Consider the following 24,716-nt stretch of genomic DNA (forward strand, 5'->3'; position numbering starts at 1 on the left):
CGCTGATGTTTGCCGTCACGCAATGCCGGAGGTGCAGTGGAAGTCACCATGGGCCTGTGGGTCCTCACCATCGTGGGCCTCGCCGCCCTGATCGCCGTCGACTTCTTCATCGGTCGCAAGCCGCATGAGGTGTCGATCAAGGAAGCCGGAATCTGGACCGTCGTCTGGATCGCCCTGGCCGGACTCTTCGGCCTCGGTCTCCTCGTCTTCGGCGGCGGGCAGCCGGCCGGAGAGTTCTTCGCGGGCTTCATCACCGAGAAGTCCCTGAGCGTGGACAACCTCTTCGTCTTCGTCCTGATCATGGCGAAGTTCGCGGTGCCCACGCAGTACCAGCAGCGTGTGCTGCTCGTCGGCGTGCTCATAGCCCTGGTCCTGCGGGCCCTGTTCATCGCCGCCGGAGCCGCCATCCTCGCCAGCTTCTCCTGGGTGTTCTACCTCTTCGGCGCCTTCCTGATCTGGACGGCGTGGAAACTCGTCCAGGAGGCGCGCGCCGACGAGGAGGACGAGGTGTACGAGGAGAACAAGCTGCTCAAGGCCGCGGAGCGCCGGTTCGGTGTCGCCGACCGGTACCACGGCACCAAGCTGTGGATCCAGGAGAACGGCAAGCGGGTCATGACCCCGATGCTGGTCGTGATGCTCGCCATCGGCACCACGGACGTCCTGTTCGCACTGGACTCCATCCCCGCGATCTTCGGCCTGACGCAGGACCCGTACATCGTCTTCACCGCGAACGCCTTCGCGCTGATGGGTCTGCGGCAGCTGTACTTCCTCATCGGCGGCCTGCTGAAGAAGCTGGTCCACCTCTCTTACGGCCTGTCGATCATCCTCGGCTTCATCGGCGTCAAGCTGGTGCTGCACGCACTGCACGAGTCCGGCGTCCACGTCCCCGAGATCAGTATCCCGGTCTCTCTCGGCGTGATCTGTGCCGTCCTTATCGTCACCACCATCACCAGCCTGATGGCGACGAAGAAGCAGGCCGCCGAGGACCGTCAGAAGGACAGCATCGGCGCCTGACCCTGCCGACCGCTCGGGAAGGAGCGGGACGACGTGGGGCCCGGTCCGCCAGGACCGGGCCGCCCACCGGAAAGGATGAGAGGTATCCGGAAAGAACGGAATGCGAACCCTGTACGTCTCTGCGAACATCGCGGCATGATCACTAGGCTGAGGTCGCTCACCGGGCTATGGACGGTCCTCGTGCCGGTGCTCGCCATCATCCTGCTGGTCTTCACCTGGGGCCGTGACCTGCCCGGCGCGGTCGTCGCCCTGGCGACTCTGGTGCTCGCCGGCTCCGTCCTCGCGGCCGTGCACCACGCCGAGGTCATCGCCCACCGGGTCGGCGAGCCCTTCGGCTCCCTGGTCCTGGCCGTCGCCGTCACGATCATCGAGGTGGCCCTGATCGTCACCCTCATGGTGGACGGTGGCGACAAGAGTGCCACCCTCGCCAGGGACACGGTCTTCGCCGCCGTGATGATCACCTGCAACGGCATCGTCGGCCTCTGCCTGCTCGTCGCCTCTCTGCGGCACGGCACCGCCGTCTTCAACCCCGAGGGCACCGGCGCGGCCCTGGCGACCGTGGCGACACTGGCCACGCTCAGCCTGGTCCTGCCGACCTTCACCACCAGCAAGCCCGGACCCGAGTTCTCCACCGTCCAGCTGACCTTCGCCGCGCTGTCCTCGCTGATCCTGTACGGCTTGTTCGTGACCACCCAGACCGTGCGCCACCGGGACTACTTCCTGCCGCTCACCCGGCAGGGCGAGGTCATCACCGCCGATGACCACGCCGAGCCCCCGTCCGCGCGTACCGCCTGGATCAGCCTCGGCCTGCTCGGCCTCGCCCTGATCGGGGTGGTCGGCCTGGCCAAGGGCGTGTCGCCGACCATCGAGGCGGGCGTGAAGGCCGCCGGCCTGAACCAGGCCGTCGTCGGTGTGGTCATCGCCCTGCTCGTCCTGCTGCCCGAGACGATCGCCGCGCTGCGCTCCGCCCGTCGCGACCGGGTGCAGACCAGTCTCAACCTCGCGCTCGGCTCGGCCATGGCCAGCATCGGCCTGACCATCCCGGCCGTGGCCCTGGCCTCCGTCTGGCTGTCCGGGCCGCTCGTCCTGGGCCTCGGCCCGGTACACATGCTGCTGCTCGCGCTGACCATCGTGGTCAGCTCCCTGACGGTCGTGCCGGGACGCGCGACACCCCTGCAGGGCGGGGTCCATCTGGTGCTGTTCGCGGCCTACCTGGAGCTGGCGGTCAACCCCTGAGAACGGGCCGTGAGCGGGGACCCCGAACAACACGGCCGCACGCCCGTCACCCGGCCACCGGCTCCACCGCCGGTACCGGGACCGGCCGGGTCTCCGGCAGCAGCGCGAAGCACCCGAGGCTGAACAGCGAGATGCCCGTCAGGTAGAGGCCCACGCCCCACGGGACACGCCCGCCGTGGGCCGCGAGGGCCGTGGCCACGATCGGGGTGAGCGCGCCGCCGAGGACCCCGCCGAGGTTGTAGCCCACGGCGGCACCCGTGCAGCGCACCCGCGCCTCGTACAGTTCCGGCAGGTAGGCGGCGATCACCGCGAACATGGTGACGAAGGCCAGCAGCGCGCCCAGGATGCCGAGGAACATCAGCAGCGGCTCGCCCGTGGCCAGCAGCGCGACCATCGGCAGCATCCACAGGGCGCAGGCGGCGCACCCCGCCAGGCACATCGGCCGGCGCCCGAAACGGTCGCCGAGCAGCGCCATGAGGGGCGTGAGCGCTCCCTTCACGACCACCGCGGCCATGACACAGGTGAGCATGACCGTGCGGCTCACGCCGAGTCGTTCCGTGGCGTAGGACAGCGACCAGGTCGTCACCGCGTAGAACACCGCGTACCCGGCGGCCAGCGCCCCCGCGGTCAGCAGCACCAGCCGCCCGTGGTGCCGTACGACCTCGGCGAGGGGCACGCGCGCGAGATCGTCGAGTTCCAGGAACCTGGGGCTCTCCGTGAGGGACGACCGCAGCCACAGACCGGCCAGTGCCAGCGCTCCGGCCGCCCAGAACGGCACCCGCCACCCCCAGTGCGCGAACTGCGCCTCGGACAGCGCCGCCGACAGCGCCAGCATCACCCCGTTGGCGAGCACGAAGCCGACGGCGGGCCCCACCTGGGGGAAGCTCGACCACAGTCCACGCCGCCCGGGAGGCGCGTGTTCGGCGGTCAGCAGCACGGCCCCGCCCCACTCCCCGCCGAGCCCCAGCCCCTGCAGGAAGCGCAGGACCAGCAGCAGCACGGGCGCGGCGACACCGATCGACCCGTACGACGGCACGCAGCCGACGGCGACCGTCGAGGCGCCGGTGAGCAGCAGCGAAAGGACGAGCACCGGCCGCCGTCCGCGCCGGTCGCCCAGGTGCCCGAACAGCACTGAGCCCAGCGGCCGGGCCACGAAGCCCACACCGAAGGTGCCGAAGGCCGCCAGGGTCCCCGCGACCGGTGAGAAGGTCGGGAAGAACAGCGGCCCGAGGACCAGGGCGGCGGCGGTGCCGTAGGCGAAGAAGTCGTAGAACTCGATCGCGGTCCCGGTGAGGGACGCGGCGGCGAGCCGCGGCATGGAGGGTGTGGCTACGGTGCGTACATCGTGCATGCCGCGTCAACCACCAGCGGTGATCATGGGTTACGGGGGCGTGCGGTGGCGGCCGAACGCCCCTGGAGCGTGCGCCGAGGCGACGGCGCACACGGCCGGCCGCCCGCTCCGGCCGGCGTGATACACCGGGTGCGAGCGGCGGTCGTCGACGCACCGCCCCGACGGACCGGAGGAACCGTGCCCCGCACCCTGGCCAACGCCCCGATCATGATCCTCAACGGGCCCAACCTGAACCTGCTCGGCCAGCGCCAGCCCGAGATCTACGGCAAGGACACGCTGGCCGACGTCGAGGCGATGTGCGCCGATGCGGCGGCCGCGCACGGTGGCACGGTGGACTTCCGGCAGTCCAACCATGAGGGTGAGCTGGTCGACTGGATCCACGAGGCACGGCTGAACCACTGCGGGATCGTCATCAACCCGGCCGCGTACTCCCACACGTCGGTCGCGATTCTGGACGCGCTCAACACCTGCGACGGCGTGCCCGTGCTGGAGGTGCACATCTCCAACATCCATCAGCGCGAGGCGTTCCGGCACCACTCGTACGTCTCCCTGCGCGCCGACGGTGTGATCGCGGGCTGCGGAGTGCAGGGCTATGTGTTCGGCGTGGAGCGGGTCGCCGCTCTGGTGGGAGCGGCCCAGGCCGACGCGTAGCCGGCGGCTACAGGCGGCCGGCGTCCACGATCCGCCGCAGGAAGCGCCGGGTGCGCTCCTGCCGCGGATCGCCGAAGACCTGCTCGGCGGTTCCGCGCTCCAGCACGACCCCTCCGTCCAGAAAGCAGACCTGGTCGGCGACGTCCCGGGCGAACCCCATCTCGTGCGTCGCAAGCACCATGGTCATGCCGTCGTCCTTCAGACCGCGGACCATCTCCAGCACCTCGCCCACGAGTTCGGGGTCGAGTGCCGCCGTGATCTCGTCCAGCAGCAACAGCCGGGGCCGTACGGCGAGGGCCCGGACGATCGCCACACGCTGCTGCTGGCCGCCGCTGAGCCGGTCCGGATAGGCGTCCGCCCGGCCCGCGAGGCCGAGGCGTTCCAGCAGCTCACGGGCCCGTTCCTCGGCCTCGCCGCGGGAGACGCCGTGCACCCGGCGCGGCGCGAGGGTGATGTTGTCCAGCACGGTCATGTGCGGGAACAGGTTGTACGACTGGAAGACCACGCCGATCCGGCGCCGTACTGCGTCCTGGTCGACGCGCGGGTCGGTGATCTCCTCGCCGTCCAGCCAGATCGCGCCGTCGTCGATCTCCTCCAGGAGGTTCGCGCAGCGCAGCAGCGTGGATTTGCCGGAGCCCGAGGCACCGATCAGCGCGGTGACCGTGTGCGGAGCGACCTCCAGATCGACGTCGCGCAGCACGACGGCGTCGCCGAAGGTCTTGCGGACGGACTCCAGACGCAGGACGGGTGCCTCGCTCACAGTGCTCCTCCCTGGGCGCGCCGCCGGTCCATCCGCGCCGTCACCCAGTCCGTGAAGCGGGTCATCGGGATGGTCAGCGCGACGAACACCAGCCCGGCGACGATGTACGGCGTGTAGTTCAGGCTGCGGCCCACGATGATGTCGGCCGCCCGTACGGCGTCCACGGCACCGCCGATCGACACCAGACCCGTGTCCTTCTGCAGTGACACCAGGTCGTTGAGCAGGGGCGGCACCTGCCGGCGCACCGCCTGGGGAAGCACGACGTGGCGCAGGGCCTGCCGGTTGGTCAGGCCCAGGGAGCGCGCCGCCGCCCGCTGGGAGGGGTGGACGGACTCGATGCCGGCCCGGAACACCTCCGCCACGTAGGCCGAGTACGTCAGCGTCAGCGCCGTACCGCCCAGCAGTACCGGGTCGACCGTCACACCCTGCAGCCGGAGTGCGGGCACGCCCAGGACGACGATCATCAGATTGATGATCAGGGGGAGGCCGCGGAAGAAGTCGGTGTACGCCGCCGCCAGCACCCGCAGCGGGAAGAAAACCGGGCCGCGCAGCGTCCGCGCGACGGCGATCAGCATGCCGAGGACCAGGACGGCGGCACCGCAGACCAGCAGCAGGCGGATGTTCAGCCACAGCCCGTCGAGGACCTTGGGGAACGCCTCGCGCGCGTACCGCGCGCTGAAGAAGGTCTCCCGGGTGCGTGGCCAGCCCGGCGCGTTGACGACGACCAGGTAGAGCACGGCGGCCGTGACGAGCGTCGAGATCGCGGCGAGGGCCGTGGCGCGACGGGCACGCGCGCGTTTGTGGCGCTCGCGCTCCAGACGCCGTTCGGAGGGTGTGTAGGCGCCTCCGGCGGTCATGTCACCCTCGTCGTCCGCTCCTTCCCGGGCGGACTCGCCCTTGGTGACCGTCACTTGAGGACCGGGGCGTCGACGGCGTCGGAGAGCCACTGCTTCTCGAGGTCCGCCAGGGTGCCGTCCCTGCGCAGGGCGTCCACTGCGCCGGTGACGCACGCGGTGAGCGCGCTGCCCTTGTCCAGCACGAGCCCGAACTGCTCGGGGGTGCCGCCCCGGTTCTCGAACTGGCCGACGATCTTCGCGTTCGTCACCTCGGCGCCGGTGATGTAGAACGCGGTCGGCAGGTCGACGACGACGGCGTCCACCTGACCGTTCTTCAGCGCGGACTTGGCCTGGTCGTTCTTCGCGTAGACGGCGGCCTCCTGCTTCGGCTTCACCACGTCGGTGATGTAGTCGAGGCTCGTGGTGCCCACCTGGGCGCCGAGCTTGAGGTTCCTCAGGTCCGCGACAGTCTTCGCTCCGGCCGCCTTGCCGCCCTTGAGCGCGACGACGGCCTGGCGCACGTCGTAGTAGCCGGAGGAGAAGTCCACGGCCTTCTTGCGTTCGGCGCTGATCGACACCTGGTTGATGTCGAAGTCGAAGGTCTTCACACCGGGGGCGAACGCCTTGTTGAACGGGACGCTCTGCCAGACGACCGTGTCCTTGGAGTACCCCAGCCGCTTCGCCACGGCGTAGGCGACCGCCGACTCGAACCCCTTGCCGCTGGCGGGCTTGTCGTCCTTGAACCACGGCTCGTAGGCCGGCTCGTCCGTCGCGATCGTCAGCTTCCCGGGCGTGCTGGTGGTCAACTTGCCCCGTACGCAGCTCTTCGCGGCCGATCCGGAGGCGGGAGTCGAGGCCTTCTCCTCGGGCTGCGGAGCACAGCCGAGGGCGGTGGCGAGCAGGGCGACGGTGGCGGCGGCCACCGCACGGCGCAGAGTGCGAGGGGCAGAGTGCATGGCGGGAGAGTGGCAGCGAACTCTGCGTTTGTCGAGGTCATGGCGGTGAAAGTCCGCATGCTGGGAACGGTGTTGCGGCCGTGTGAACGCCGTCCGTGGCCTGCGCTCGCGACGGGTGCCCCTGCCTGGGCCGCCGGCCGAGGGCGGGGTTGGAGGCCGGCGGCCCATACCGCTCAGGAGCCGTCATCCTGCGCGGGGCTGCCACCAGCTGACCGCGCGGCAGCGGTGCGCGGGAGCGCGCACGGGTGTCCGGCGCGTGCGAAGCGTTCACACGGGGCGCGCGCAGAGAGGCGCACGCCGGGCGGGTGCGCGGGCGGCGCACTTCGTGAGCGGGGCGCGCGCCGAGGAGAAAGCACGCGGGCGGCCGCTCACGTACGCGCGACCGCTCACGTACACGTAGGCCTGGCGAGCTCACGTGCACGCGACCGCGCGTCGGCCGGGCCGCCCGAGTCAGCGGACACCTGGCCGCCTACCACCCGCGCGCGTGCCACTCCGGGAGGTGCGGCCGTTCGGCGCCCAGCGTGGTGTCGTTGCCGTGACCGGGGTAGACCCAGGTCTCGTCCGGAAGCACGCCGAAGAGCTTCGTCTCCACGTCGTGGATCAGGCTGGCGAACGCCTTGGGGTCCTTGCGCGTGTTGCCGACGCCCCCCGGGAAGAGGCAGTCGCCGGTGAAGACGTGCGGATGACCGTGCGGGTCGTCGTAGACCAGCGCGATCGAACCCGGCGTGTGCCCCACGAGGTGGCGCGCGGTGAGTTCCACGCGCCCCACCCGGATGACGTCGCCGTCGTCGACGAGGACGTCGGTCGGCACGGGGATGCCCGGGGCGTCCTCACGGCCGGCATGAGTGCGTGCGCCCGTGCCGGCGACGACCGCGGCCAGGGCCTGCCAGTGGTCGCCGTGCTGGTGGGTGGTGACGACGGACGCGATGCCGTCGTCACCGATCATGCCGAGGAGCGTCTCGGCCTCGTTGGCGGCGTCGATCAACAGTTGCTCGTCGGTGGCCCGGCAGCGCAGCAGATAGGCGTTGTTGTCCATCGGGCCGACCGCGATCTTGGTGATCATCAGGTCTTTCAGCTCGTGCACGTCCGCCGGTCCGCCGACCTTGACCTCTCCGGTGTACGTCATGGTGATCAGCCTATAGCGGGCCGGGCGCCGGCGGACGGCCGTCGCACTACAGCGGGGGGAGCTTCGGGAGCGTCCCGCCCCGCACCTCCAGCGCCGCGCCGTCGCGGCGTCCCGCGAGCCAGCCCACCAGCTCCGCCGGCCGGCCGGCGACCTCCACCTCGGGCTCGTCCGCCGCCCGCCCGGTGCTCCACGCGCGCGTGCCGTCCGTGACGCGGGTCGCCGGGACGTCGGCGTGGCCGGCGAAGCGCTGCGTGAGGAAGCCGGTCTCCCGCTCGGCGAACTCGGCCGGGAGATCCTCCAGCTCGTAGCCGATGCCGAGATCCACGTGGTGCAGTTCCACCTCGACCCAGCGCCGGAACGGCACCCGGGCCGCGGTGTCGGTGACGCCGTTGCGCAGCTCCACCGTGCGGGCCCAGTCCGCGGGGAGGTCCGCGACCGCCTGGAGGCGGGCCGCGCTCTCGCGCAGGTCGGCGAGCTGCTCGTCCAGCGGGCGTCGCGCGTCGCGCTCGATGTCGGCGTCCCGGGTCTCGGCGCTCGCGTACATGGGCCGGCCCTCCAGAACGTTCACGATCGCGTCGGCGTTCCGGGAGAGGTGGGCGAGGACGTGCCCCCGGCTCCAGCCGGGCAGCCGTGACGAGTCTGCGAGCGAGGCGTTGTCCAGTTTGGCGACAGCGGTGAGGAGCCGCTCGGTCGCGTCACGTACACATGCCAGGTCATGAGCGTGATCAATCATGGTGCTGACCCTAGTCGTGCCACACCTTCGGGTGAAGGTGGTGAACCTCGCCCGCAAATCGAAAGCACGTGCTATATCGTCGAGAGTGGCGTCGGGCATGCTGGAAGGTCGGGGGTTGTTATGCGACCGGGCAATCCGACCGGCGTTGTCAGTGGCTCCCCCTAGTCTGAAGAAGCACGGGGGCCCCGCCCCTGTCACTTCTCTCAAGAAAGGTGCGGACCGGCGTGGCCGACCGTCTCATCGTCCGTGGCGCGCGCGAGCACAACCTGAAGAATGTCTCGCTCGACCTGCCTCGTGACTCGCTCATCGTCTTCACGGGTCTGTCCGGGTCGGGCAAGTCCTCCCTGGCCTTCGACACGATCTTCGCCGAGGGTCAGCGTCGCTACGTGGAGTCGCTCTCCTCGTACGCCCGGCAGTTCCTCGGCCAGATGGACAAGCCGGACGTCGACTTCATCGAGGGTCTGTCCCCGGCGGTCTCCATCGACCAGAAGTCGACCTCGCGCAACCCGCGCTCGACGGTCGGCACCATCACCGAGGTCTACGACTACCTGCGTCTGCTGTTCGCGCGCATCGGCAAGCCGCACTGCCCCGAGTGCGGCCGCCCGATCTCCCGCCAGTCGCCGCAGGCCATCGTCGACAGGGTCCTGGAGCTGCCGGAGGGAAGCCGCTTCCAGGTGCTGTCGCCGCTCGTGCGCGAGCGCAAGGGCGAGTTCGTCGACCTCTTCGCCGACCTGCAGACCAAGGGCTACTCCCGCGCCCGTGTGGACGGCCAGACCATTCAGTTGTCCGAGCCGCCGACGCTGAAGAAGCAGGAGAAGCACACCATCGAGGTGGTCGTTGACCGCCTCACCGTGAAGGACTCCGCCAAGCGCCGCCTCACCGACTCCGTCGAGACCGCCCTCGGCCTGTCCGGCGGCATGGTCGTGCTCGACTTCGTCGACCTCCCGGAGGACGACCCCGAGCGCGAGCGGATGTTCTCGGAGCACCTGTACTGCCCGTACGACGACCTGTCCTTCGAGGAGCTGGAGCCCCGCTCCTTCTCCTTCAACTCGCCCTTCGGCGCCTGCCCCGAGTGCACCGGCATCGGCACGCGCATGGAGGTCGACCCCGAGCTGATCGTCCCGGACGAGGACAAGTCCCTGGACGAGGGTGCCATCCACCCCTGGTCGCACGGGCACACCAAGGACTACTTCGGCCGCCTGATCGGCGCCCTCGCCGACGCGCTGGGCTTCCGCACGGACATCCCCTTCGCGGGGCTGCCGCAGCGCGCGAAGAAGGCGCTGCTCCACGGCCACAAGACCCAGATCGAGGTCCGCTACCGCAACCGGTACGGCCGCGAGCGTGTGTACACCACGCCCTTCGAGGGCGCCGTGCCCTTCGTCAAGCGCCGGCACAGCGAGGCGGAGAGCGACGCCAGCCGCGAGCGCTTCGAGGGCTACATGCGCGAGGTGCCCTGTCCCTCCTGCCAGGGCACGCGCCTGAAGCCGATCGTCCTCGCGGTCACGATCATGGAGAAGTCCATCGCCGAGGTCGCCGCCATGTCGATCAGCGACTGCGCGGACTTCCTGGGCCGGCTCAAGCTGAACGCCCGCGACAAGAAGATCGCCGAGCGGGTGCTCAAGGAGGTCAACGAGCGCCTGCGCTTCCTGGTCGACGTCGGCCTGGACTACCTCTCGCTGAACCGCGCGGCCGGCACGCTCTCCGGCGGCGAGGCCCAGCGCATCCGCCTTGCCACGCAGATCGGCTCCGGCCTCGTCGGTGTCCTGTACGTCCTGGACGAGCCGTCGATCGGCCTGCACCAGCGGGACAACCACCGGCTGATCGAGACGCTGGTCCGACTGCGGGACATGGGCAACACGCTCATCGTCGTGGAGCACGACGAGGACACCATCAAGGTCGCCGACTGGGTCGTGGACATCGGCCCCGGCGCCGGTGAGCACGGCGGCAAGGTCGTGCACAGCGGCTCCCTGAAGGAGCTGCTCGCCAACACCGAGTCGCAGACCGGTGCGTACCTCTCGGGCCGCAAGGCGATCCCGCTCCCGGACGTGCGCCGTCCCCTCGACCCGTCCCGGCAGCTCACGGTCCACGGCGCCCGTGAGAACAACCTGCGGGACATCGACGTGTCCTTTCCGCTGGGCGTGTTCACGGCCGTCACGGGTGTCTCCGGGTCCGGCAAGTCGACGCTCGTCAACGACATCCTCTACACGCACCTGGCCCGCGAGCTGAACGGCGCCCGGAACGTCCCCGGACGGCACACGCGCGTGGACGGCGACGACCTCGTCGACAAGGTCGTCCACGTCGACCAGTCGCCGATCGGCCGCACGCCGCGGTCCAACCCGGCGACCTACACGGGCGTCTTCGACCACGTCCGCAAGCTGTTCGCCGAGACGACCGAAGCGAAGGTCCGCGGCTACCTGCCCGGCCGCTTCTCCTTCAACGTCAAGGGCGGCCGCTGCGAGAACTGCGCGGGCGACGGCACGATCAAGATCGAGATGAACTTCCTCCCGGACGTCTACGTCCCGTGCGAGGTCTGCCACGGCGCCCGGTACAACCGGGAGACCCTGGAGGTCCACTACAAGGGCAAGTCCATCGCCGACGTGCTGAACATGCCGATCGAGGAGGCCACCGACTTCTTCGAGGCCGTCCCGGCCATCTCCCGGCACCTGCGCACGCTCAAGGACGTCGGTCTCGGCTACGTCCGCCTCGGCCAGTCCGCCACCACGCTCTCCGGCGGCGAGGCGCAGCGTGTGAAGCTCGCCAGCGAACTGCAGAAGCGATCCACGGGACGCACGGTCTACGTCCTCGACGAGCCGACCACCGGTCTGCACTTCGAGGACATCAGCAAGCTGCTGAAGGTCCTCGGCGGTCTGGTGGACAAGGGCAACACGGTCATCGTCATCGAGCACAACCTCGACGTGATCAAGACCGCCGACTGGGTCGTGGACATGGGCCCAGAAGGCGGCGCCGGAGGCGGTCTCGTGATCGCCGAGGGGACGCCCGAGGAGATCGCCGGGGTTCCGGCCAGCCACACCGGGAAGTTCCTCCGCGAGATCCTGGGCGCCGAGCGCATCAGCGACGCGGAGCCCGTGAAGGCGTCGCGCCGCACGACGGCCAGGAAGACGGCGGCCGCCACCACGGCGGCGAAGAAGACGGTGACCGCCAAGGCCAACAACACCACGACGGCCAAGGCCGCCACGGCCGCGAAGAAGGCGACGCCCGCGAAGAAGACGACGCGCGCCCGCAAGGCCTGAAGCGGCGGGTCCCGTCCGGACCGTGACCACGGTGGCGGAACGGCCTGACACAACATCACAAACCGGCGCCCCACGGAAACTCCCCGTGGGGCGCCGGTCGTTCCACCATCAGCCGCTCCGGACCCGAAGTGCACCACCAGGTCCCGACACCGCGGATCCGGCCGAACCTTGACAAGACCACAGGGAAGACAGAGGGCTCACCACTCGCCCAGTTCGGCCGCGTACGGCGGCTCGGCCCCCGCCCGCGAGCACGTGATCGCCGCCGCGCGTGCCGCGAAGCGCAACAGCCTCGTCCAGCCCTGTGCCCCCAGGGTGGCGAGCGCTTCCCAGGACAGCGCCTCCTGGGCGGACAGCCCGTGCAGCAGGGCAGCGTTCACGGTGTCGCCGGCACCGATGGTGTCCACCACATCGACCTTCTCGCCCGGCACGGAGTGCTCCCCGCCGTCCCGGGTGAACACGGTCAGGCCGTCCCCGCCCCGGGTGACCACCACGGCCGACGGCCCCGCGGCCAGCCACTCCCTCGGAGTGCCGCCCAGCCAGGCGGCGTCCTCCGCAGACAGCTTCAGCAGCGTCACCGAGGGCAGCCAGCTCTTGAAACGCGCCCGGTAGGCGTCCGCGTCCGGGATCAGGCCTGCCCGGACATTGGGGTCCAGCGCCGTGAACAGCCCCTGCCCGGCTGCTACCCGCATCAGCTCCTCATAGGCGCTCGCCCCGGGTTCCAGGACGAGCGAGCAGGTACCGAAGGACACCGCACGCGTGCCGGCGGGCAGGGCGGCCGGGGCGGTGAACAGGCGGTCGGCGGTGCCGTCCACGTAGAAGGAGTAGGCGGCCGAGCCTCCGCCGTCGAGTGTGGCCACCGCGAGGGTCGTCGGCTCCGGCCCGCGCTCCACCCCCGACACGTCGACCCCGGCCCGCCGCAGCCCGTCCAGCAGGGCCTCGCCGAAGGCGTCGGAGGACGTCCGGGAGCAGAAGGCGGTACGCGAGCCGAGCCGGCCGAGCGCCACGGCGGTGTTGTACGGGCCGCCGCCCGGCGCCGGCTTCAGGTCCGCGAGGGCACCGGGGCCCTGCGGTACCAGGTCGATCAGTGCCTCACCGGCGACGACGATCACGAGTCGGTTCCCTTCTCGGACGGCTTGGGGGAGGGAGTGCGCCCGGACTCCTCGGTCCGCCCGGGCTTCTCGGGGCACCCGCACGAGGTGCGGTGCATGAACGCGCACGGCAGCCGCACCGTCCGGGACGGCCGGCTCGGCTCGGTGAGACGGTCCAGCAGCATGCGGACGGCCCGAGCGCCGAGTTCCCTGCTGGGCTGGGCGACCGCGGTGAGCCGTGGCGAGAACAGGTCGGCCCACGCGAAGTCGTCGAAGCAGCACAGGGCGATGTCCTCCGGCACGGACAGGCCATGTCGGCGCAGGGCCCGCAGGGCTCCGATGGTCATCGCGTTGTTGGCGGTGACGAGTGCCGTGGGTGCGTCCGGCAGGGCGAGCAGCGCGTCCGTGGCCTGCTCGGCACCGGCGGACTCGGAGTTGCCGGTGACGAGGAGACGCTCGTCGTGCCCGAGGCCGGCGGCGCTGAGTCCGTCCTGGTAGCCGGCGATGCGCTCACCGGTCGTGCTGAGCCCGGGCAGGCCGGCGACCAGACCGATCCGGCGATGCCCCAGCCCGGCGAGATGGGTCACGAGCCGGGCCGTCGGTTCGGCGCTCTCGGCACAGACCTGATCGAAGAACGGAGCCGGCACCCGCGGGTCGATCAGCCGGTCCAGGAACACCGTCGGCACGGTGTGGCGGCCCAGGTAGCCGACGAGATCGTGCGGCTCCGCGGAGGGGGCGACGATCATGCCGTCCACCCGGCGCTCGTGGAGGAGCTGGACGACCTTGCGTTCATGCCCGGGATCGTCGTGCGGGTCGGCGATGAGGAGGCTGTAACCCGCTTCCAGGGCGGCCGCCTCGACCCCCTGGAGGATCTCGGTGAAGTACGGATTGCTGATCGCCGACACCGCGAGGCCGATGGAGCGGGTCCTGGAGGTCACCAGCGAGCGGGCCAGGGTGTTGGGCGTGTAGCCGAGGGCGTCGACGGCGTCCAGCACGGCCTGGCGGGTGTGCGGCAGCACCGGGCGGGTGCCGTTGAGGACATGGGAGACGGTGGCCACGGAGACTCCGGCACAGCGGGCCACGTCCGCCATGGTGGGCATCGGATTCTCCTCCCGGGAACGGCGCGACCGCCTGTCGGCACACCTGGCGACGTACCTCGGCCTCACGGCCGGGAACGTACCCCAGCGGGCGGTCTCGCGTAAACGCTTACGCAAGCGTTTACGTCGACCGATCCATCCCCGACCGACGCCACTCCGTCTCTCGGCCGCGCCTTCGGACCGGCCTCTCCGCCCTCAGCGCCTGCCCTCGGCCCCGCCCTCCGAGCGGCCTTTCTGCCCGGGTATCGTCGCCCTGCCCACCCCCTGACCCGTGGAGTTCCAGATGCCCGCCCGATCGTCCGCGAGCCGCCGTACCGTTCTCCGAGGAGCCGCCGCGGCCCCGGTCGCCGGGATCGCACTGGCTGCCTGTTCCGCTCCGGGCGGCGGGGACACGGCCTCCTCCGCGCCCACCGCACCGGTCGACCTCGGGGCGGAGAGCGAGATCTCGAAGGGCGGCGCCAAGCTCTACCGGGATCACAACGTGGTGGTCAGCCGCGGAGCGGACGGGACGCTGAAGGCGTTCAGCACGGTGTGCACGCACGCCGGGTGCCCGATCAACAAGCTGCAGGGCACCACTCTGATCTGCCCCTGCCACGGCAGCCGGTTCGACGCGGCGACGGGCAAGGTGGTCCAGGCGCCGGCCACCGAGCCCCTGACCGAGCTGTCGGTGAAGAACGCGAACGGCCGGATCGTGGCGGGCCCCGCCGACTGACCCGGAGAAGCCCCGGAGTCACCGACGCTCCTCGCACCACGTCCCTCCCGTCCCGGCAGCCGGGTTCCTCAGAGGGCCGGCGGCCCGTTCACTCCCACTGCCAGGCGATCCCCAGGATGCCCGGCCGTATACGCGGCTCGACGACGTGGACGCAGTGGTGCGGCTCGGTGATGGAGAGTTCCTGCCGGCCGTTGCGGGGAGCCGCAGCCGAGTGCTGGGTGAAGCGGTGGCAGCGCCCCGGCAGTGCGGCCGTCTCGAAGTGCACCTGGAGGGAGTACTGCCCGCCAGGGAGGTCGAAGCGGTTCAGGTACTCGCCGGAGACGCCGGCCGTGCCGTCCTCGACGCCGTACCGGAAGAGGAACGTGTCGCCGGAGCGGAGCCGGGTGCCGAAGAGCAGCTCGGCCACCAGGACGCCGGTGTCCTGGTCCCAGTGGACACGGCCCGTGCGGCAGTTCTCCAGCGCCCGCACCCGCATGTCGCGCGGGCTGCTGCCGGGGTCGCCGTGGTGCACGGCGAGGAACCGGTCGACGCCGTCGCGGTGGGCCCGCACGATGTGATGGGCCTCGCGTCCGGCCAGCTCGCGCCGGGCGCCGATCCGGACGTGTTCATGGTGGCCGAGGGTGTGCAGCCCGCCGTCCAAGGACCCGCCCAGCTCGGCCCGGAGCCGGTCCTGGACGTCCGAGGCCTCGATCAGGGAGCGGTAGGAGCGGCCCGCCGGGCGGCCGGCCGTCGCGCGGTCGTCGGACTCGGCGAGCAGCCGGATCAGTGACTCGTCCGGCAGGCGCAGGATCTCCTCCAGTGCCCGCACGGCCCGGAGTGACTCGGGGCGCTGCGGGCGGCGCGCCCCCTGCTGCCAGTAACTGAGACTGGTCACACCGACCTTGACCCCGTACCGCGACAGGTGGTGCTGGACGCGCTGGAGCGGCAGCCCGCGTGCGGCGATCGCGGCGCGCAGCGCCACGTGGAAGGGGCCGCCCCGCAAAGCTGTGTCCAGTTCCGCGGTGGGGAAGTCCGCGTGCTCTGTGGCATGCCGCATGCCGAGGGGCCTCTCTGTGAAGTGTCACTACGGCTGGTCAGACCGTCTGCGCGGGTGTGGGCGCGGCCACACCCGTGAGCGCCATGGGCGCCCGTGGCCGTGCGTGTCGCGCCCCCGTCCGCGTGCACGCACCGCCCCGATTCCCGTGCATTGAAGCGTGTTGACCAGACACCGACAACACCTGGAACCCGCCCGCCGCACAGTCCTGGCCGGACAGCGGCCCCCGCGACGGGCGCCGAAGAGCCCGTGCGGGTTCGCCCGGACCGGGCCGAACGGCGCCGCGCCGAGAGCCGGAGGGAGAGCCGGACGGCCCCGGCATGGCCGAAACGCGCCGTTCGGAGGGCCGGCGCTCCCCTGGAAGGCTGCCCGGGAAAGACCGGGAAGCCCGCACCTCCCGGGCGGTGCAACGTGCCGGGCGGCCGTTGTCCACAGGCCCGACGCGGTGTCGGTGCGCGCCAGTAGGGTGTGAGACATGGCCGACCCCTCCAGCTACCGCCCCAGGCCGGGAGACATCCCGGACACTCCCGGGGTGTACAGGTTCCGCGACGAGCACCGCCGGGTGATCTACGTCGGAAAGGCGAAGAGCCTGCGCCAGCGCCTGGCGAACTACTTCCAGGACCTGGCGAACCTGCACCCGCGCACCCGGACGATGGTGACGACCGCCGCGTCCGTGGAGTGGACCGTGGTGTCCACGGAGGTGGAGGCCCTGCAGCTGGAGTACTCCTGGATCAAGGAGTACGACCCCCGGTTCAACGTCAAGTACCGCGACGACAAGAGCTACCCGTACCTCGCGGTGACGATGAACGAGGAGTTCCCGCGGGTGCAGGTGATGCGCGGTCACAAGAAGAAGGGCGTCCGGTACTTCGGCCCGTACGCCCACGCGTGGGCCATCCGGGACACCGTCGACCTGATGCTGCGGGTCTTCCCGGTGCGCACCTGCTCCGCCGGCGTCTTCAAGAACGCCTCCCGCACCGGCCGGCCCTGCCTGCTCGGCTACATCGGCAAGTGCTCCGCGCCCTGCGTCGGCCGGATCAGCCCCGAGGACCACAGGGAGCTGGCCGAGGAGTTCTGCGACTTCATGGCCGGCCGCACCGGTACCTACCTCCGCCGTCTGGAGAGGCAGATGATGGAGGCGGCCGAGGAGATGGAGTACGAGCGGGCCGCCCGCCTGCGCGACGACGTCGGGGCCCTGAAGAAGGCCATGGAGAAGAACGCGGTCGTGCTCGCCGACGCGACCGACGCCGACCTCATCGCCGTCGCCGAGGACGAGCTGGAGGCCGCCGTCCAGATCTTCCACGTGCGCGGCGGGCGGGTGCGCGGCCAGCGGGGCTGGGTGACCGACAAGGTCGAGGAGGTCACCACCGGCGCCCTGGTGGAGCACGCCCTGCAGCAGCTGTACGGCGAGGAGACCGGGGACGCCGTGCCCAAGGAGGTCCTGGTCCCGGCGCTGCCCGAGCCGGTCGACCCGGTCCAGGAGTGGCTGACCGCCCGCCGCGGGTCGAGCGTCTCGCTGCGCATCCCGCAGCGCGGCGACAAGAAGGCACTCATGGAGACCGTCCAGCGCAACGCCCAGCAGTCCCTCGCCCTGCACAAGACCAAGCGCGCCTCCGACCTGACCACCCGCTCGCGCGCGCTGGAGGAGATCGCCGAGGCCCTCGACCTGGACAGCGCCCCGCTGCGGATCGAGTGCTACGACATCTCCCACCTCCAGGGCGACGACGTGGTCGCCTCCATGGTCGTCTTCGAGGACGGTCTGCAGCGCAAGAGCGAGTACCGCCGCTTCCAGATCAAGGGCTTCGCCGGGCAGGACGACGTCCGCTCCATGCACGAGGTGATCACCCGCCGCTTCCGGCGCTACCTCGCGGAGAAGGAGAAGACGGGGGAGTGGACCGAGGGGAGCGGGGCCGACGGCGCGCTCGCCGACGGTGACACGGCTCTCACCGGCCCGGACGCGATCACCCGCGGCCTGGAGGAGGACGTGGTCGACGGCTCCCTCAAGGACGACGACGGCCGCCCCAAGAAGTTCGCCTACCCGCCGCAGCTCGTCGTGGTCGACGGCGGCCGGCCGCAGGTCGCGGCGGCCCGGAGGGCGCTGGACGAGCTCGGCATCGACGACATCGCCGTCTGCGGCCTCGCCAAGCGTCTTGAGGAGGTCTGGGTGCCGGACGAGGAGGACCCGGTGGTGCTGCCCCGCACCAGCGAGGGCCTCTATCTGCTCCAGCGCGTCCGTGACGAGGCCCACCGGTTCGCGATCACCTACCAGCGCGCCAAACGCGCGAAGCGTTTCCGCTCCAGCCCGCTCGACGACGTGCCCGGCCTCGGCGAGACCCGCAAACAGGCGCTCATCAAGCATTTCGGCTCGGTGAAGAAGCTGCGGTCCGCCACAATCGAGCAGATCCAGGAAGTGCCCGGGATAGGCCGGAAGACGGCCGAGACCATCGCCGTGGCCCTCCTCCGGGCGGCCCCGGCCGCACCCGCCGTGAACACGGCGACCGGAGAGATCATTGAGGACGAGGAACCCGACACGACGGGGGGTTCCTCGGGGGAGCCCGTGACCGCGGGCGCCCCGGACGAACGACGGGGGCAGGAGACATGACCGAGCACGAGACACAGCCCACGGCGCCGCGGGATCGGGCGCACGGCGGAACGGGCGACGACGTCGTCCGGGACACGGCCGGGCAGGACACGGTTCAGGACAACGGAGCACAGGTGAGTACGGGCAGCGAGACAGCCGGAGCCCCCGAGGCGGCCATCCCCGAGCTGGTGATCATCTCCGGCATGTCCGGAGCGGGCCGGTCGACGGCCGCCAAGTGTCTGGAGGACCTCGGCTGGTTCGTCGTGGACAACCTCCCTCCCGCGCTCATCCCCACCATGGTGGAGCTGGGCGCCCGCTCCCAGGGCAACGTGGCGCGGATCGCGGTCGTCGTGGACGTCCGCGGGCGCCGCTTCTTCGACAACCTGCGCGAGTCGCTGGCGGACCTGGAGGCGAAGAACGTCACCCGGCGGATCGTCTTCCTGGAGTCCTCCGACGAGGCCCTGGTCCGCCGCTTCGAGTCGGTGCGCCGCCCGCACCCGCTGCAGGGCGACGGCCGGATCGTCGACGGCATCGCCGCCGAGCGCGAGCTGCTGCGCGAGCTGCGCGGCGACGCGGACCTGGTGATCGACACCTCCAGCCTCAACGTGCACGAGCTGCGCGCCAAGATGGACGCCCAGTTCGCCGGCGAGGAGGAGCCCGAGCTGCGGGCCACCGTCATGTCCTTCGGCTTCAAGTACGGCCTGCCGGTCGACGCCGACCTGGTGGCGGACATGCGGTTCCTGCCCAACCCGCACTGGGTCCCGGAGCTGCGCCCGTACACCGGCCTCAACGAGGAGGTCGCCGCCTACGTCTTCAACCAGCCCGGCGCCAAGGAGTTCCTCGACCGGTACGCCGAGCTGCTGCGGCTCATCGCCGCCGGGTACCGGCGCGAGGGCAAGCGCTATGTGACCATCGCCATCGGCTGTACCGGCGGAAAGCACCGCTCGGTCGCGATGTCGGAGAAGCTCGCCGCGCGCCTCGCGGCCGAGGGCGTGGAGACGGTGGTCGTACACCGGGACATGGGACGGGAATGACGGAACGTACACGGCGGCTGAGCAGGCTCCGCCGGATGGTGCCGGAGGGCCGCTCGAGCCGCGCCACGGCCGAGTCGCGGACGGCGCGGCCCGTCGAGGCCCGCGGCGGCCGGCCCCGCCGGCGCGGCACCCAGCCCAAGGTCGTCGCGCTCGGCGGCGGCATGGGCCTGTCCGCCTCGCTCGCCGCGCTGCGCCGGATCACCGGTGACCTCACCGCCGTCGTCACCGTGGCCGACGACGGCGGTTCCAGCGGCCGGCTCCGCGACGAGCTGGGCGTGCTGCCGCCCGGCGACCTGCGCAAGGCGCTCGCCGCGCTGTGCGGCGACGACGACTGGGGCCAGACCTGGGCCCGGGTCATCCAGCACCGCTTCCAGTCCCAGGGCGACCTGCACGACCACGCGGTCGGCAACCTGCTGATCGTCGCCCTGTGGGAGCAGCTGGGCGACCACGTCCAGGCCCTGGACCTGGTGGGCAAGCTGCTCGGCGCGCACGGGCGCGTGCTGCCCATGTCCGCCGTACCGCTGGAGTTGCAGGCCCTGGTCAAGGGGCACGACCCGGAGCGGCCGGAGGACGTGGACACCGTGCGCGGTCAGGCGACCGTCGCGCTCACGCCCGGTGAGGTGCAGTCGGTGCATCTGCTGCCGCACGACCCGCCGGCCGTGCCGGAGGCCCTGGCCGCGGTCCTGGACGCCGACTGGGTGGTGCTGGGACCCGGCTCCTGGTTCTCGTCGGTGATCCCGCATCTGCTCGTCCCCGAGCTGCTGGACGCGCTCACCGAGACCAAGGCGCGCAAGGTCCTCTCCTTGAACCTCGCCCCGCAGCCGGGAGAAACCGAAGGCTTCTCCCCGCAGCGTCATTTGGAGGTTTTGGGGCGACACGCCCCTAAACTCGCCCTGGACGTGGTGCTGGCCGACGAGGCCGCCGTGCCCGACCGTGACTCGCTCACCGAGGCCGCCAAGCGGCTGGGAGCCGCGGTCGAGCTGGCGCCTGTCGCCCGGACCGACGGAAGCCCCCGGCACGACCCGGAGCTGTTGGCCGCCGCGTACGACCGTATTTTTCGGATGCATGGAAGGATCGGCCCATGGCGATGACGGCAGCGGTGAAGGATGAGATCTCCCGGCTCCCCGTCACCCGCACCTGCTGCAGGAAAGCGGAGGTCTCCGCCATCCTGCGGTTCGCCGGCGGCCTTCACCTGGTGAGCGGGCGCATCGTGATCGAGGCGGAGCTGGACACCGCGATGGCGGCCCGGCGTCTCAAGCGGGACATCCTGGAGATCTTCGGCCACAGTTCCGAGCTGATCGTGATGGCTCCCGGCGGGCTGCGGCGCGGCTCGCGGTACGTCGTGCGGGTCGTCGCCGGCGGTGACCAGCTGGCCCGTCAGACGGGCCTGGTGGACGGCCGGGGCCGACCGATCCGGGGTCTGCCCCCGCAGGTCGTGTCCGGGGCCACCTGCGACGCGGAGGCGGCCTGGCGCGGGGCCTTCCTGGCGCACGGCTCGCTGACCGAGCCGGGCCGGTCCTCCTCCCTGGAGGTGACCTGCCCCGGGCCGGAGGCCGCGCTCGCGCTGGTCGGTGCCGCCCGCCGGCTCTCCATCGCCGCCAAGGCCCGCGAGGTGCGGACCGTGGACCGGGTGGTCGTCCGGGACGGTGACGCGATCGGCGCGCTGCTGACGCGGCTCGGCGCGCACGAGTCGGTGCTGGCCTGGGAGGAGCGGCGGATGCGCCGCGAGGTGCGGGCCACCGCGAACCGCCTCGCCAACTTCGACGACGCCAACCTGCGCCGCTCGGCCCGCGCCGCCGTGGCCGCCGGTGCCCGGGTGCAGCGCGCCCTGGAGATCCTCGCCGACGAGGTCCCCGAGCACCTCGCCGCCGCGGGGCGCCTGCGTATGGAGCACAAGCAGGCCTCCTTGGAGGAGCTGGGCGCGCTCGCCGACCCGCCGCTGACCAAGGACGCGGTCGCGGGCCGTATCCGCCGGCTGCTGGCGATGGCCGACAAGCGCGCGTCCGACCTGGGCATCCCGGGCACGGAGGCCAACCTCTCGGAGGAGCTCGCGGACAACCTCGCGGGCTGACCACCTCACGTCAACACACCGGTGCCGACGGCCACTTGGATCCGTCGGCACCGGCGCCTCCGGGCCGGGCCCACCGCCGTTTGCGTGTCCATGAGGCGCTCTTGACTCCATCATCGAGTGACATGAGCCTGGCAACCTGTTCGCCGCCGTGGCGGACCACCGCTAGGGGGGTTCATGAGACACAGGGCGAGATCGATCCTCGCTGTCGGCGCGCTTCTCATCGGCGGAGCGAGCCTTGCACCCGTAGCCCAGGCACAGAGCGGAAACCCGGCGAAGTCCGACCAGGACGAGGTCAAGGTCTTCCGCGCCGACGTCACCAAGCAGCAGGTACCCCTCCTGCTCAAGGCCGGCCAGGACGGCCACGAACTCGGCGAGCGGGCCGCGGCGCGGGGGAGGACCCGGGTCGAGGTCTACCTCACCGACGAGCAGGCCGCGAAGCTCCGGAAGCAGGGCGTCGACCTCACCGAGCACACCCTCTCCGCGAAGGCGGAGGCACGCGTGGAGGGCGCCGCACAGGGCGTGTTCCGCCCGTACAGCGGGAGCGGGGGGCTCCGGCAGGAGATCCTCGCGGCCGCCCGGGCCAACCCCGGTCTCACCAAGGTCGAGTCCATCGGGAAGACCGTCGACGGCCAGGACATCCTCGCGCTCCGGCTGACCAGGAACGCCCGCAAGTCCACGGACGGCTCCAAGCCGTCCGTGCTGTACATGTCCAACCAGCACGCGCGCGAATGGATCACGCCGGAGATGACCCGCCGGCTGATGCACTACTACCTGGACCACTACCGGACCGACAAGCGCGTCAGGAAGATCGTCGACTCGACGGAACTGTGGTTCGTGCTCTCGGCCAACCCCGACGGCTACGACTACACGTTCAAGAGCGCCGACAACCGCCTCTGGCGCAAGAACCTGCGGGACGTCAACGGCGACGGCGCCATCAGCACCGGCGACGGCGTCGACCTCAACCGCAACTTCGCCTACAAGTGGGGCTACGACGACGAAGGTTCGTCCCCCAACCCCACCAGCCAGACCTACCGCGGCGCGAGCCCGGCTTCCGAGCCCGAGACCAGGGCCCTCGACGCCTTCGAGAAGCGCATCGGATTCACGTACGGCATCAACTACCACTCCGCCGCCGAGCTCCTCCTCTACGGCGTCGGCTGGCAGGTGGCCACCCCGACCCCGGACGACGTCCTGTACAAGGCACTCGCCGGCACCCCCGACAACCCGGCGATCCCCGGCTACCGTTCGCAGGTCTCCTCGGAGCTGTACACCACCAACGGCGAGGCGGACGGCCAGGCGTCCAACGTCAACGGGATGGCGATGTTCACCCCCGAGATGTCGACCTGTCAGACCGCGTCGGACGTCGACCCGGACGACGCGTGGAAGGCCGCGGACTGCCGGTCGGTCTTCAACTTCCCCGACGACGAGAAGCTGATCCAGCAGGAGTTCGCCAAGAACGTCCCGTTCGCGCTCTCCGTCGCGGAGACCGCCGCGCACCCGGACCGGCCGGTCTCCCCGGTCGGCCTGAGCGCCGCCGACTTCACCCCGGCCGCGTTCACCACGTCGTACTCCCGGGGCGCGGACCAGCAGGTCTCGGTCGTCGTGCGCAAGGCGATCCGCGACAAGGAGCTCAAGTACCGCGTCAACGGCGGCCGTGTCCGCGACCGGGCGCTGAGGCACTGGAAGGGCGGCGAGGTCTACGGCGGCCAGGACGACCTCTACTTCGACGAGTACCGGGCCGCGGTACGCGACGGCGAGCCCGGCGACAAGGTCGAGGTGTGGTTCACCGGCAGGACGAAGGGCGGCAAGAAGGTCTCCGGCGCCCACTTCACGTACACCGTCACCCAGCGGCCCGGGGCGGACACCCTGGTGGTCGCCGAGGAGGGCGCGGCCGCCACGCAGGCACGCACGTACGCGGACGCGCTGAAGGCGGCCGGGCACAGGGCGATCGTGTGGGACGTGGCCACACAGGGCGTGCCGGACGCGCTCGGCGTTCTGAAGCACTTCCGTACGGTCGTGCACTACTCAGGCGCCGAGGGCCCGGGCAACCCCGTCCAGCTCCAGCTGCGCGCCTACCTCAACGAGGGCGGCCGGCTGATCGAGGCCGGCGAACTCGCCGGCGGCAGCGTCGACCTCGGCGACGGCACCCCGTCGGACGACTTCAGCCAGTACTACCTGGGCGCGTACAGCCGTACGTCGACGAAGGGGGCCACCGGCTTCACCGGGACGGGTGGCCTCGACGGCTTCAGCGCCGCCCTCGCCGACGCCCCCGGCAACCCGCTGGACAGGGCGGGCACGTACGGCGTCACCTCCGACGAGCTGCCGGCCTCCGCCTATCCGCAGTTCAGCAGCGCCGGCGCGGGCCGGTTCGCCGGGACCGTCAACCCGTACGGGCCGTACTCCGGCTCGGGCATGGCCGCCGCCGTCCACACGGACGACGCCTACAAGCGCCTCACCCGCACCATCGACCTCACCGGTGTCACCGCTGCCGACAGGCCGGCCCTGAGCACCCGGCTGCTGTGGGACACCGAACCCGGTTACGACCACGCGGTGATCGAGGCGCACACTGTGGGCGCCGACGACTGGACGACCCTGCCGGAGGCCTCCGGGGCCACGAAGACGGCCGTGCCGGCCGAGTGCGGGGCCGGATTCATGATCAACGAGCACCCGTGGCTCAAGCACTATCTGACGCTGTCCGGCAGCACCTGCGCCGCGAGCGGCACCACGGGCACCTGGAACAGCCTCACCGGCAGCTCCGCCGGCTGGCAGCAGGTGAGCTTCGACCTGAGCGCGTACGCCGGCAGGACGGTCGAGCTCTCCATCAGCTACGTCACCGACCCGGGCAGCGGCGGCCACGGTGTGCTCGCCGACGACGCCTCGCTCGTCACCGGCACCACGGCGAGGGACACCGAGGGCTTCGAGTCGTCACTGGGGGCGTGGAAGGCGGCCGGACCGCCGCCGGGCAGCCCGGCGGTGCTGAAGGACTGGACGCGCACCGGAACCCTGTTCCAGACGTACGGAGCGGTCACCACCGGCGACACCGTGCTGCTCGGGTTCGGCCTCGAACAGGTGCCCTCTGCGGCCGATCGGGTAGCGCTGCTGAGGAAGGCGTTCACCTCGCTCGGCCGGTGAACGAAACAGGTGAGCGGAACCCCCTCTCAGGGGTGCGGGAATGGGGTAGTCGACAGGTGA

Annotated in this window: 19 protein-coding genes; 10 read left to right on the forward strand and 9 right to left on the reverse strand. The window is 71.1% G+C overall.

Going from position 1 to position 24,716, the window contains the following annotated elements:
- The first annotated feature begins 48 nt into the window (after positions 1-48).
- Complete coding sequence (locus BLW57_RS29080) at positions 49-1,014, forward strand: TerC family protein (protein ID WP_093480943.1); 966 nt, start codon at positions 49-51, stop codon at positions 1,012-1,014.
- Between the two features lie 135 nt (positions 1,015-1,149).
- Positions 1,150-2,250 carry a calcium:cation antiporter gene (locus BLW57_RS29085; protein WP_093478551.1) on the forward strand — a complete coding sequence of 367 codons (1,101 nt, stop codon included), beginning with the start codon at positions 1,150-1,152 and terminating at the stop codon, positions 2,248-2,250.
- 46 nt (positions 2,251-2,296) lie between these two features.
- On the opposite strand, the gene BLW57_RS29090 is transcribed toward BLW57_RS29085, so the two are convergent.
- Positions 2,297-3,601, reverse strand: a complete 1,305-nt coding sequence (locus tag BLW57_RS29090; RefSeq protein ID WP_256339616.1) for an MFS transporter — start codon at positions 3,599-3,601, stop codon at positions 2,297-2,299.
- A 177-nt stretch (positions 3,602-3,778) separates the two neighbouring features.
- On the opposite strand from BLW57_RS29090, the gene aroQ reads away from it, so the two are divergent.
- Entirely contained in the window at positions 3,779-4,252 is a 474-nt protein-coding gene (aroQ, locus tag BLW57_RS29095) for a type II 3-dehydroquinate dehydratase (protein ID WP_093478554.1), read from the forward strand.
- Positions 4,253-4,259: 7 nt separating this feature from the next.
- Here aroQ and BLW57_RS29100 read toward each other — a convergent pair whose 3' ends face one another.
- The 5 genes from BLW57_RS29100 to BLW57_RS29120 form a co-directional block, all read right to left on the reverse strand.
- On the reverse strand, positions 4,260-5,012 hold the full coding sequence (locus tag BLW57_RS29100; protein ID WP_093478556.1) for an amino acid ABC transporter ATP-binding protein: 753 nt from the start codon (positions 5,010-5,012) through the stop codon (positions 4,260-4,262).
- Positions 5,009-5,923: an amino acid ABC transporter permease gene (locus tag BLW57_RS29105; RefSeq protein WP_093478557.1), complete on the reverse strand. Its 915-nt coding sequence runs from the start codon at positions 5,921-5,923 to the stop codon at positions 5,009-5,011. Before BLW57_RS29105 ends, BLW57_RS29100 begins: the two co-directional genes overlap by 4 nt.
- Entirely contained in the window at positions 5,920-6,804 is an 885-nt protein-coding gene (locus tag BLW57_RS29110; RefSeq protein ID WP_093478559.1) for an ABC transporter substrate-binding protein, read from the reverse strand. The genes BLW57_RS29105 and BLW57_RS29110 overlap by 4 nt, the downstream gene beginning before the upstream one ends.
- Positions 6,805-7,273: 469 nt before the next feature.
- Entirely contained in the window at positions 7,274-7,930 is a 657-nt protein-coding gene (locus tag BLW57_RS29115; RefSeq protein ID WP_093478560.1) for an MBL fold metallo-hydrolase, read from the reverse strand.
- Positions 7,931-7,976: 46 nt separating this feature from the next.
- Positions 7,977-8,663, reverse strand: coding sequence for a maleylpyruvate isomerase family mycothiol-dependent enzyme (locus BLW57_RS29120; protein ID WP_093478562.1), 687 nt, complete (start codon positions 8,661-8,663; stop codon positions 7,977-7,979).
- A gap of 224 nt (positions 8,664-8,887) precedes the next feature.
- On the opposite strand from BLW57_RS29120, the gene uvrA reads away from it, so the two are divergent.
- Positions 8,888-11,914 carry an excinuclease ABC subunit UvrA gene (uvrA, locus tag BLW57_RS29125; RefSeq protein ID WP_093478563.1) on the forward strand — a complete coding sequence of 1,009 codons (3,027 nt, stop codon included), beginning with the start codon at positions 8,888-8,890 and terminating at the stop codon, positions 11,912-11,914.
- 197 nt (positions 11,915-12,111) lie between these two features.
- Here uvrA and BLW57_RS29130 read toward each other — a convergent pair whose 3' ends face one another.
- Both BLW57_RS29130 and BLW57_RS29135 read right to left on the reverse strand, forming a co-directional pair.
- Positions 12,112-13,023 carry a carbohydrate kinase family protein gene (locus BLW57_RS29130; protein WP_093478565.1) on the reverse strand — a complete coding sequence of 304 codons (912 nt, stop codon included), beginning with the start codon at positions 13,021-13,023 and terminating at the stop codon, positions 12,112-12,114.
- Positions 13,020-14,102, reverse strand: coding sequence for a LacI family DNA-binding transcriptional regulator (locus BLW57_RS29135; protein ID WP_093478566.1), 1,083 nt, complete (start codon positions 14,100-14,102; stop codon positions 13,020-13,022). The genes BLW57_RS29130 and BLW57_RS29135 overlap by 4 nt, the downstream gene beginning before the upstream one ends.
- A 280-nt stretch (positions 14,103-14,382) precedes the next feature.
- On the opposite strand from BLW57_RS29135, the gene BLW57_RS29140 reads away from it, so the two are divergent.
- Complete coding sequence (locus tag BLW57_RS29140; protein WP_093478568.1) at positions 14,383-14,811, forward strand: Rieske (2Fe-2S) protein; 429 nt, start codon at positions 14,383-14,385, stop codon at positions 14,809-14,811.
- Positions 14,812-14,899: 88 nt separating this feature from the next.
- Here BLW57_RS29140 and BLW57_RS29145 read toward each other — a convergent pair whose 3' ends face one another.
- Positions 14,900-15,847 carry a hypothetical protein gene (locus tag BLW57_RS29145; protein ID WP_093478569.1) on the reverse strand — a complete coding sequence of 316 codons (948 nt, stop codon included), beginning with the start codon at positions 15,845-15,847 and terminating at the stop codon, positions 14,900-14,902.
- Positions 15,848-16,319: 472 nt separating this feature from the next.
- On the opposite strand from BLW57_RS29145, the gene uvrC reads away from it, so the two are divergent.
- The 5 genes from uvrC (at position 16,320) to BLW57_RS29170 (ending at position 24,656) form a co-directional block, all read left to right on the forward strand.
- Positions 16,320-18,443: an excinuclease ABC subunit UvrC gene (gene uvrC / locus BLW57_RS29150; protein ID WP_093478571.1), complete on the forward strand. Its 2,124-nt coding sequence runs from the start codon at positions 16,320-16,322 to the stop codon at positions 18,441-18,443.
- Positions 18,440-19,456 (forward strand): RNase adapter RapZ, encoded by a 1,017-nt coding sequence (gene rapZ, locus BLW57_RS29155; RefSeq protein ID WP_093478572.1) that lies wholly within the window; start codon positions 18,440-18,442, stop codon positions 19,454-19,456. The genes uvrC and rapZ overlap by 4 nt, the downstream gene beginning before the upstream one ends.
- Complete coding sequence (gene yvcK / locus BLW57_RS29160; protein ID WP_093478574.1) at positions 19,453-20,547, forward strand: gluconeogenesis factor YvcK family protein; 1,095 nt, start codon at positions 19,453-19,455, stop codon at positions 20,545-20,547. The genes rapZ and yvcK overlap by 4 nt, the downstream gene beginning before the upstream one ends.
- Positions 20,538-21,527: a DNA-binding protein WhiA gene (whiA, locus tag BLW57_RS29165; protein WP_073892612.1), complete on the forward strand. Its 990-nt coding sequence runs from the start codon at positions 20,538-20,540 to the stop codon at positions 21,525-21,527. Before yvcK ends, whiA begins: the two co-directional genes overlap by 10 nt.
- Positions 21,528-21,701: 174 nt before the next feature.
- Positions 21,702-24,656 (forward strand): M14 family metallopeptidase, encoded by a 2,955-nt coding sequence (locus BLW57_RS29170; RefSeq protein ID WP_093478575.1) that lies wholly within the window; start codon positions 21,702-21,704, stop codon positions 24,654-24,656.
- The last annotated feature ends 60 nt before the right edge of the window (positions 24,657-24,716 follow it).

The organism is Streptomyces sp. 1222.5 (assembly GCF_900105245.1).
GTDB classification, from domain to species: Bacteria; Actinomycetota; Actinomycetes; order Streptomycetales; family Streptomycetaceae; genus Streptomyces; species Streptomyces albidocamelliae.

Bases quoted from the DNA above. Each gene is read 5' to 3' on its own strand.
- BLW57_RS29080 (WP_093480943.1), top strand. From the start codon at position 49: ATGGGCCTGTGGGTCCTCACCATCGTGGGCCTCGCCGCCCTGATCGCC.
- BLW57_RS29085 (WP_093478551.1), top strand. From the start codon at position 1,150: ATGATCACTAGGCTGAGGTCGCTCACCGGGCTATGGACGGTCCTCGTG.
- BLW57_RS29090 (WP_256339616.1), bottom strand. From the start codon at position 3,601: ATGCACGATGTACGCACCGTAGCCACACCCTCCATGCCGCGGCTCGCC.
- BLW57_RS29110 (WP_093478559.1), bottom strand. From the start codon at position 6,804: ATGCACTCTGCCCCTCGCACTCTGCGCCGTGCGGTGGCCGCCGCCACC.
- BLW57_RS29115 (WP_093478560.1), bottom strand. From the start codon at position 7,930: ATGACGTACACCGGAGAGGTCAAGGTCGGCGGACCGGCGGACGTGCAC.
- BLW57_RS29120 (WP_093478562.1), bottom strand. From the start codon at position 8,663: ATGATTGATCACGCTCATGACCTGGCATGTGTACGTGACGCGACCGAG.
- BLW57_RS29135 (WP_093478566.1), bottom strand. From the start codon at position 14,102: ATGCCCACCATGGCGGACGTGGCCCGCTGTGCCGGAGTCTCCGTGGCC.
- BLW57_RS29140 (WP_093478568.1), top strand. From the start codon at position 14,383: ATGCCCGCCCGATCGTCCGCGAGCCGCCGTACCGTTCTCCGAGGAGCC.
- BLW57_RS29145 (WP_093478569.1), bottom strand. From the start codon at position 15,847: ATGCGGCATGCCACAGAGCACGCGGACTTCCCCACCGCGGAACTGGAC.
- uvrC (WP_093478571.1), top strand. From the start codon at position 16,320: ATGGCCGACCCCTCCAGCTACCGCCCCAGGCCGGGAGACATCCCGGAC.
- rapZ (WP_093478572.1), top strand. From the start codon at position 18,440: ATGACCGAGCACGAGACACAGCCCACGGCGCCGCGGGATCGGGCGCAC.
- yvcK (WP_093478574.1), top strand. From the start codon at position 19,453: ATGACGGAACGTACACGGCGGCTGAGCAGGCTCCGCCGGATGGTGCCG.
- whiA (WP_073892612.1), top strand. From the start codon at position 20,538: ATGGCGATGACGGCAGCGGTGAAGGATGAGATCTCCCGGCTCCCCGTC.
- BLW57_RS29170 (WP_093478575.1), top strand. From the start codon at position 21,702: ATGAGACACAGGGCGAGATCGATCCTCGCTGTCGGCGCGCTTCTCATC.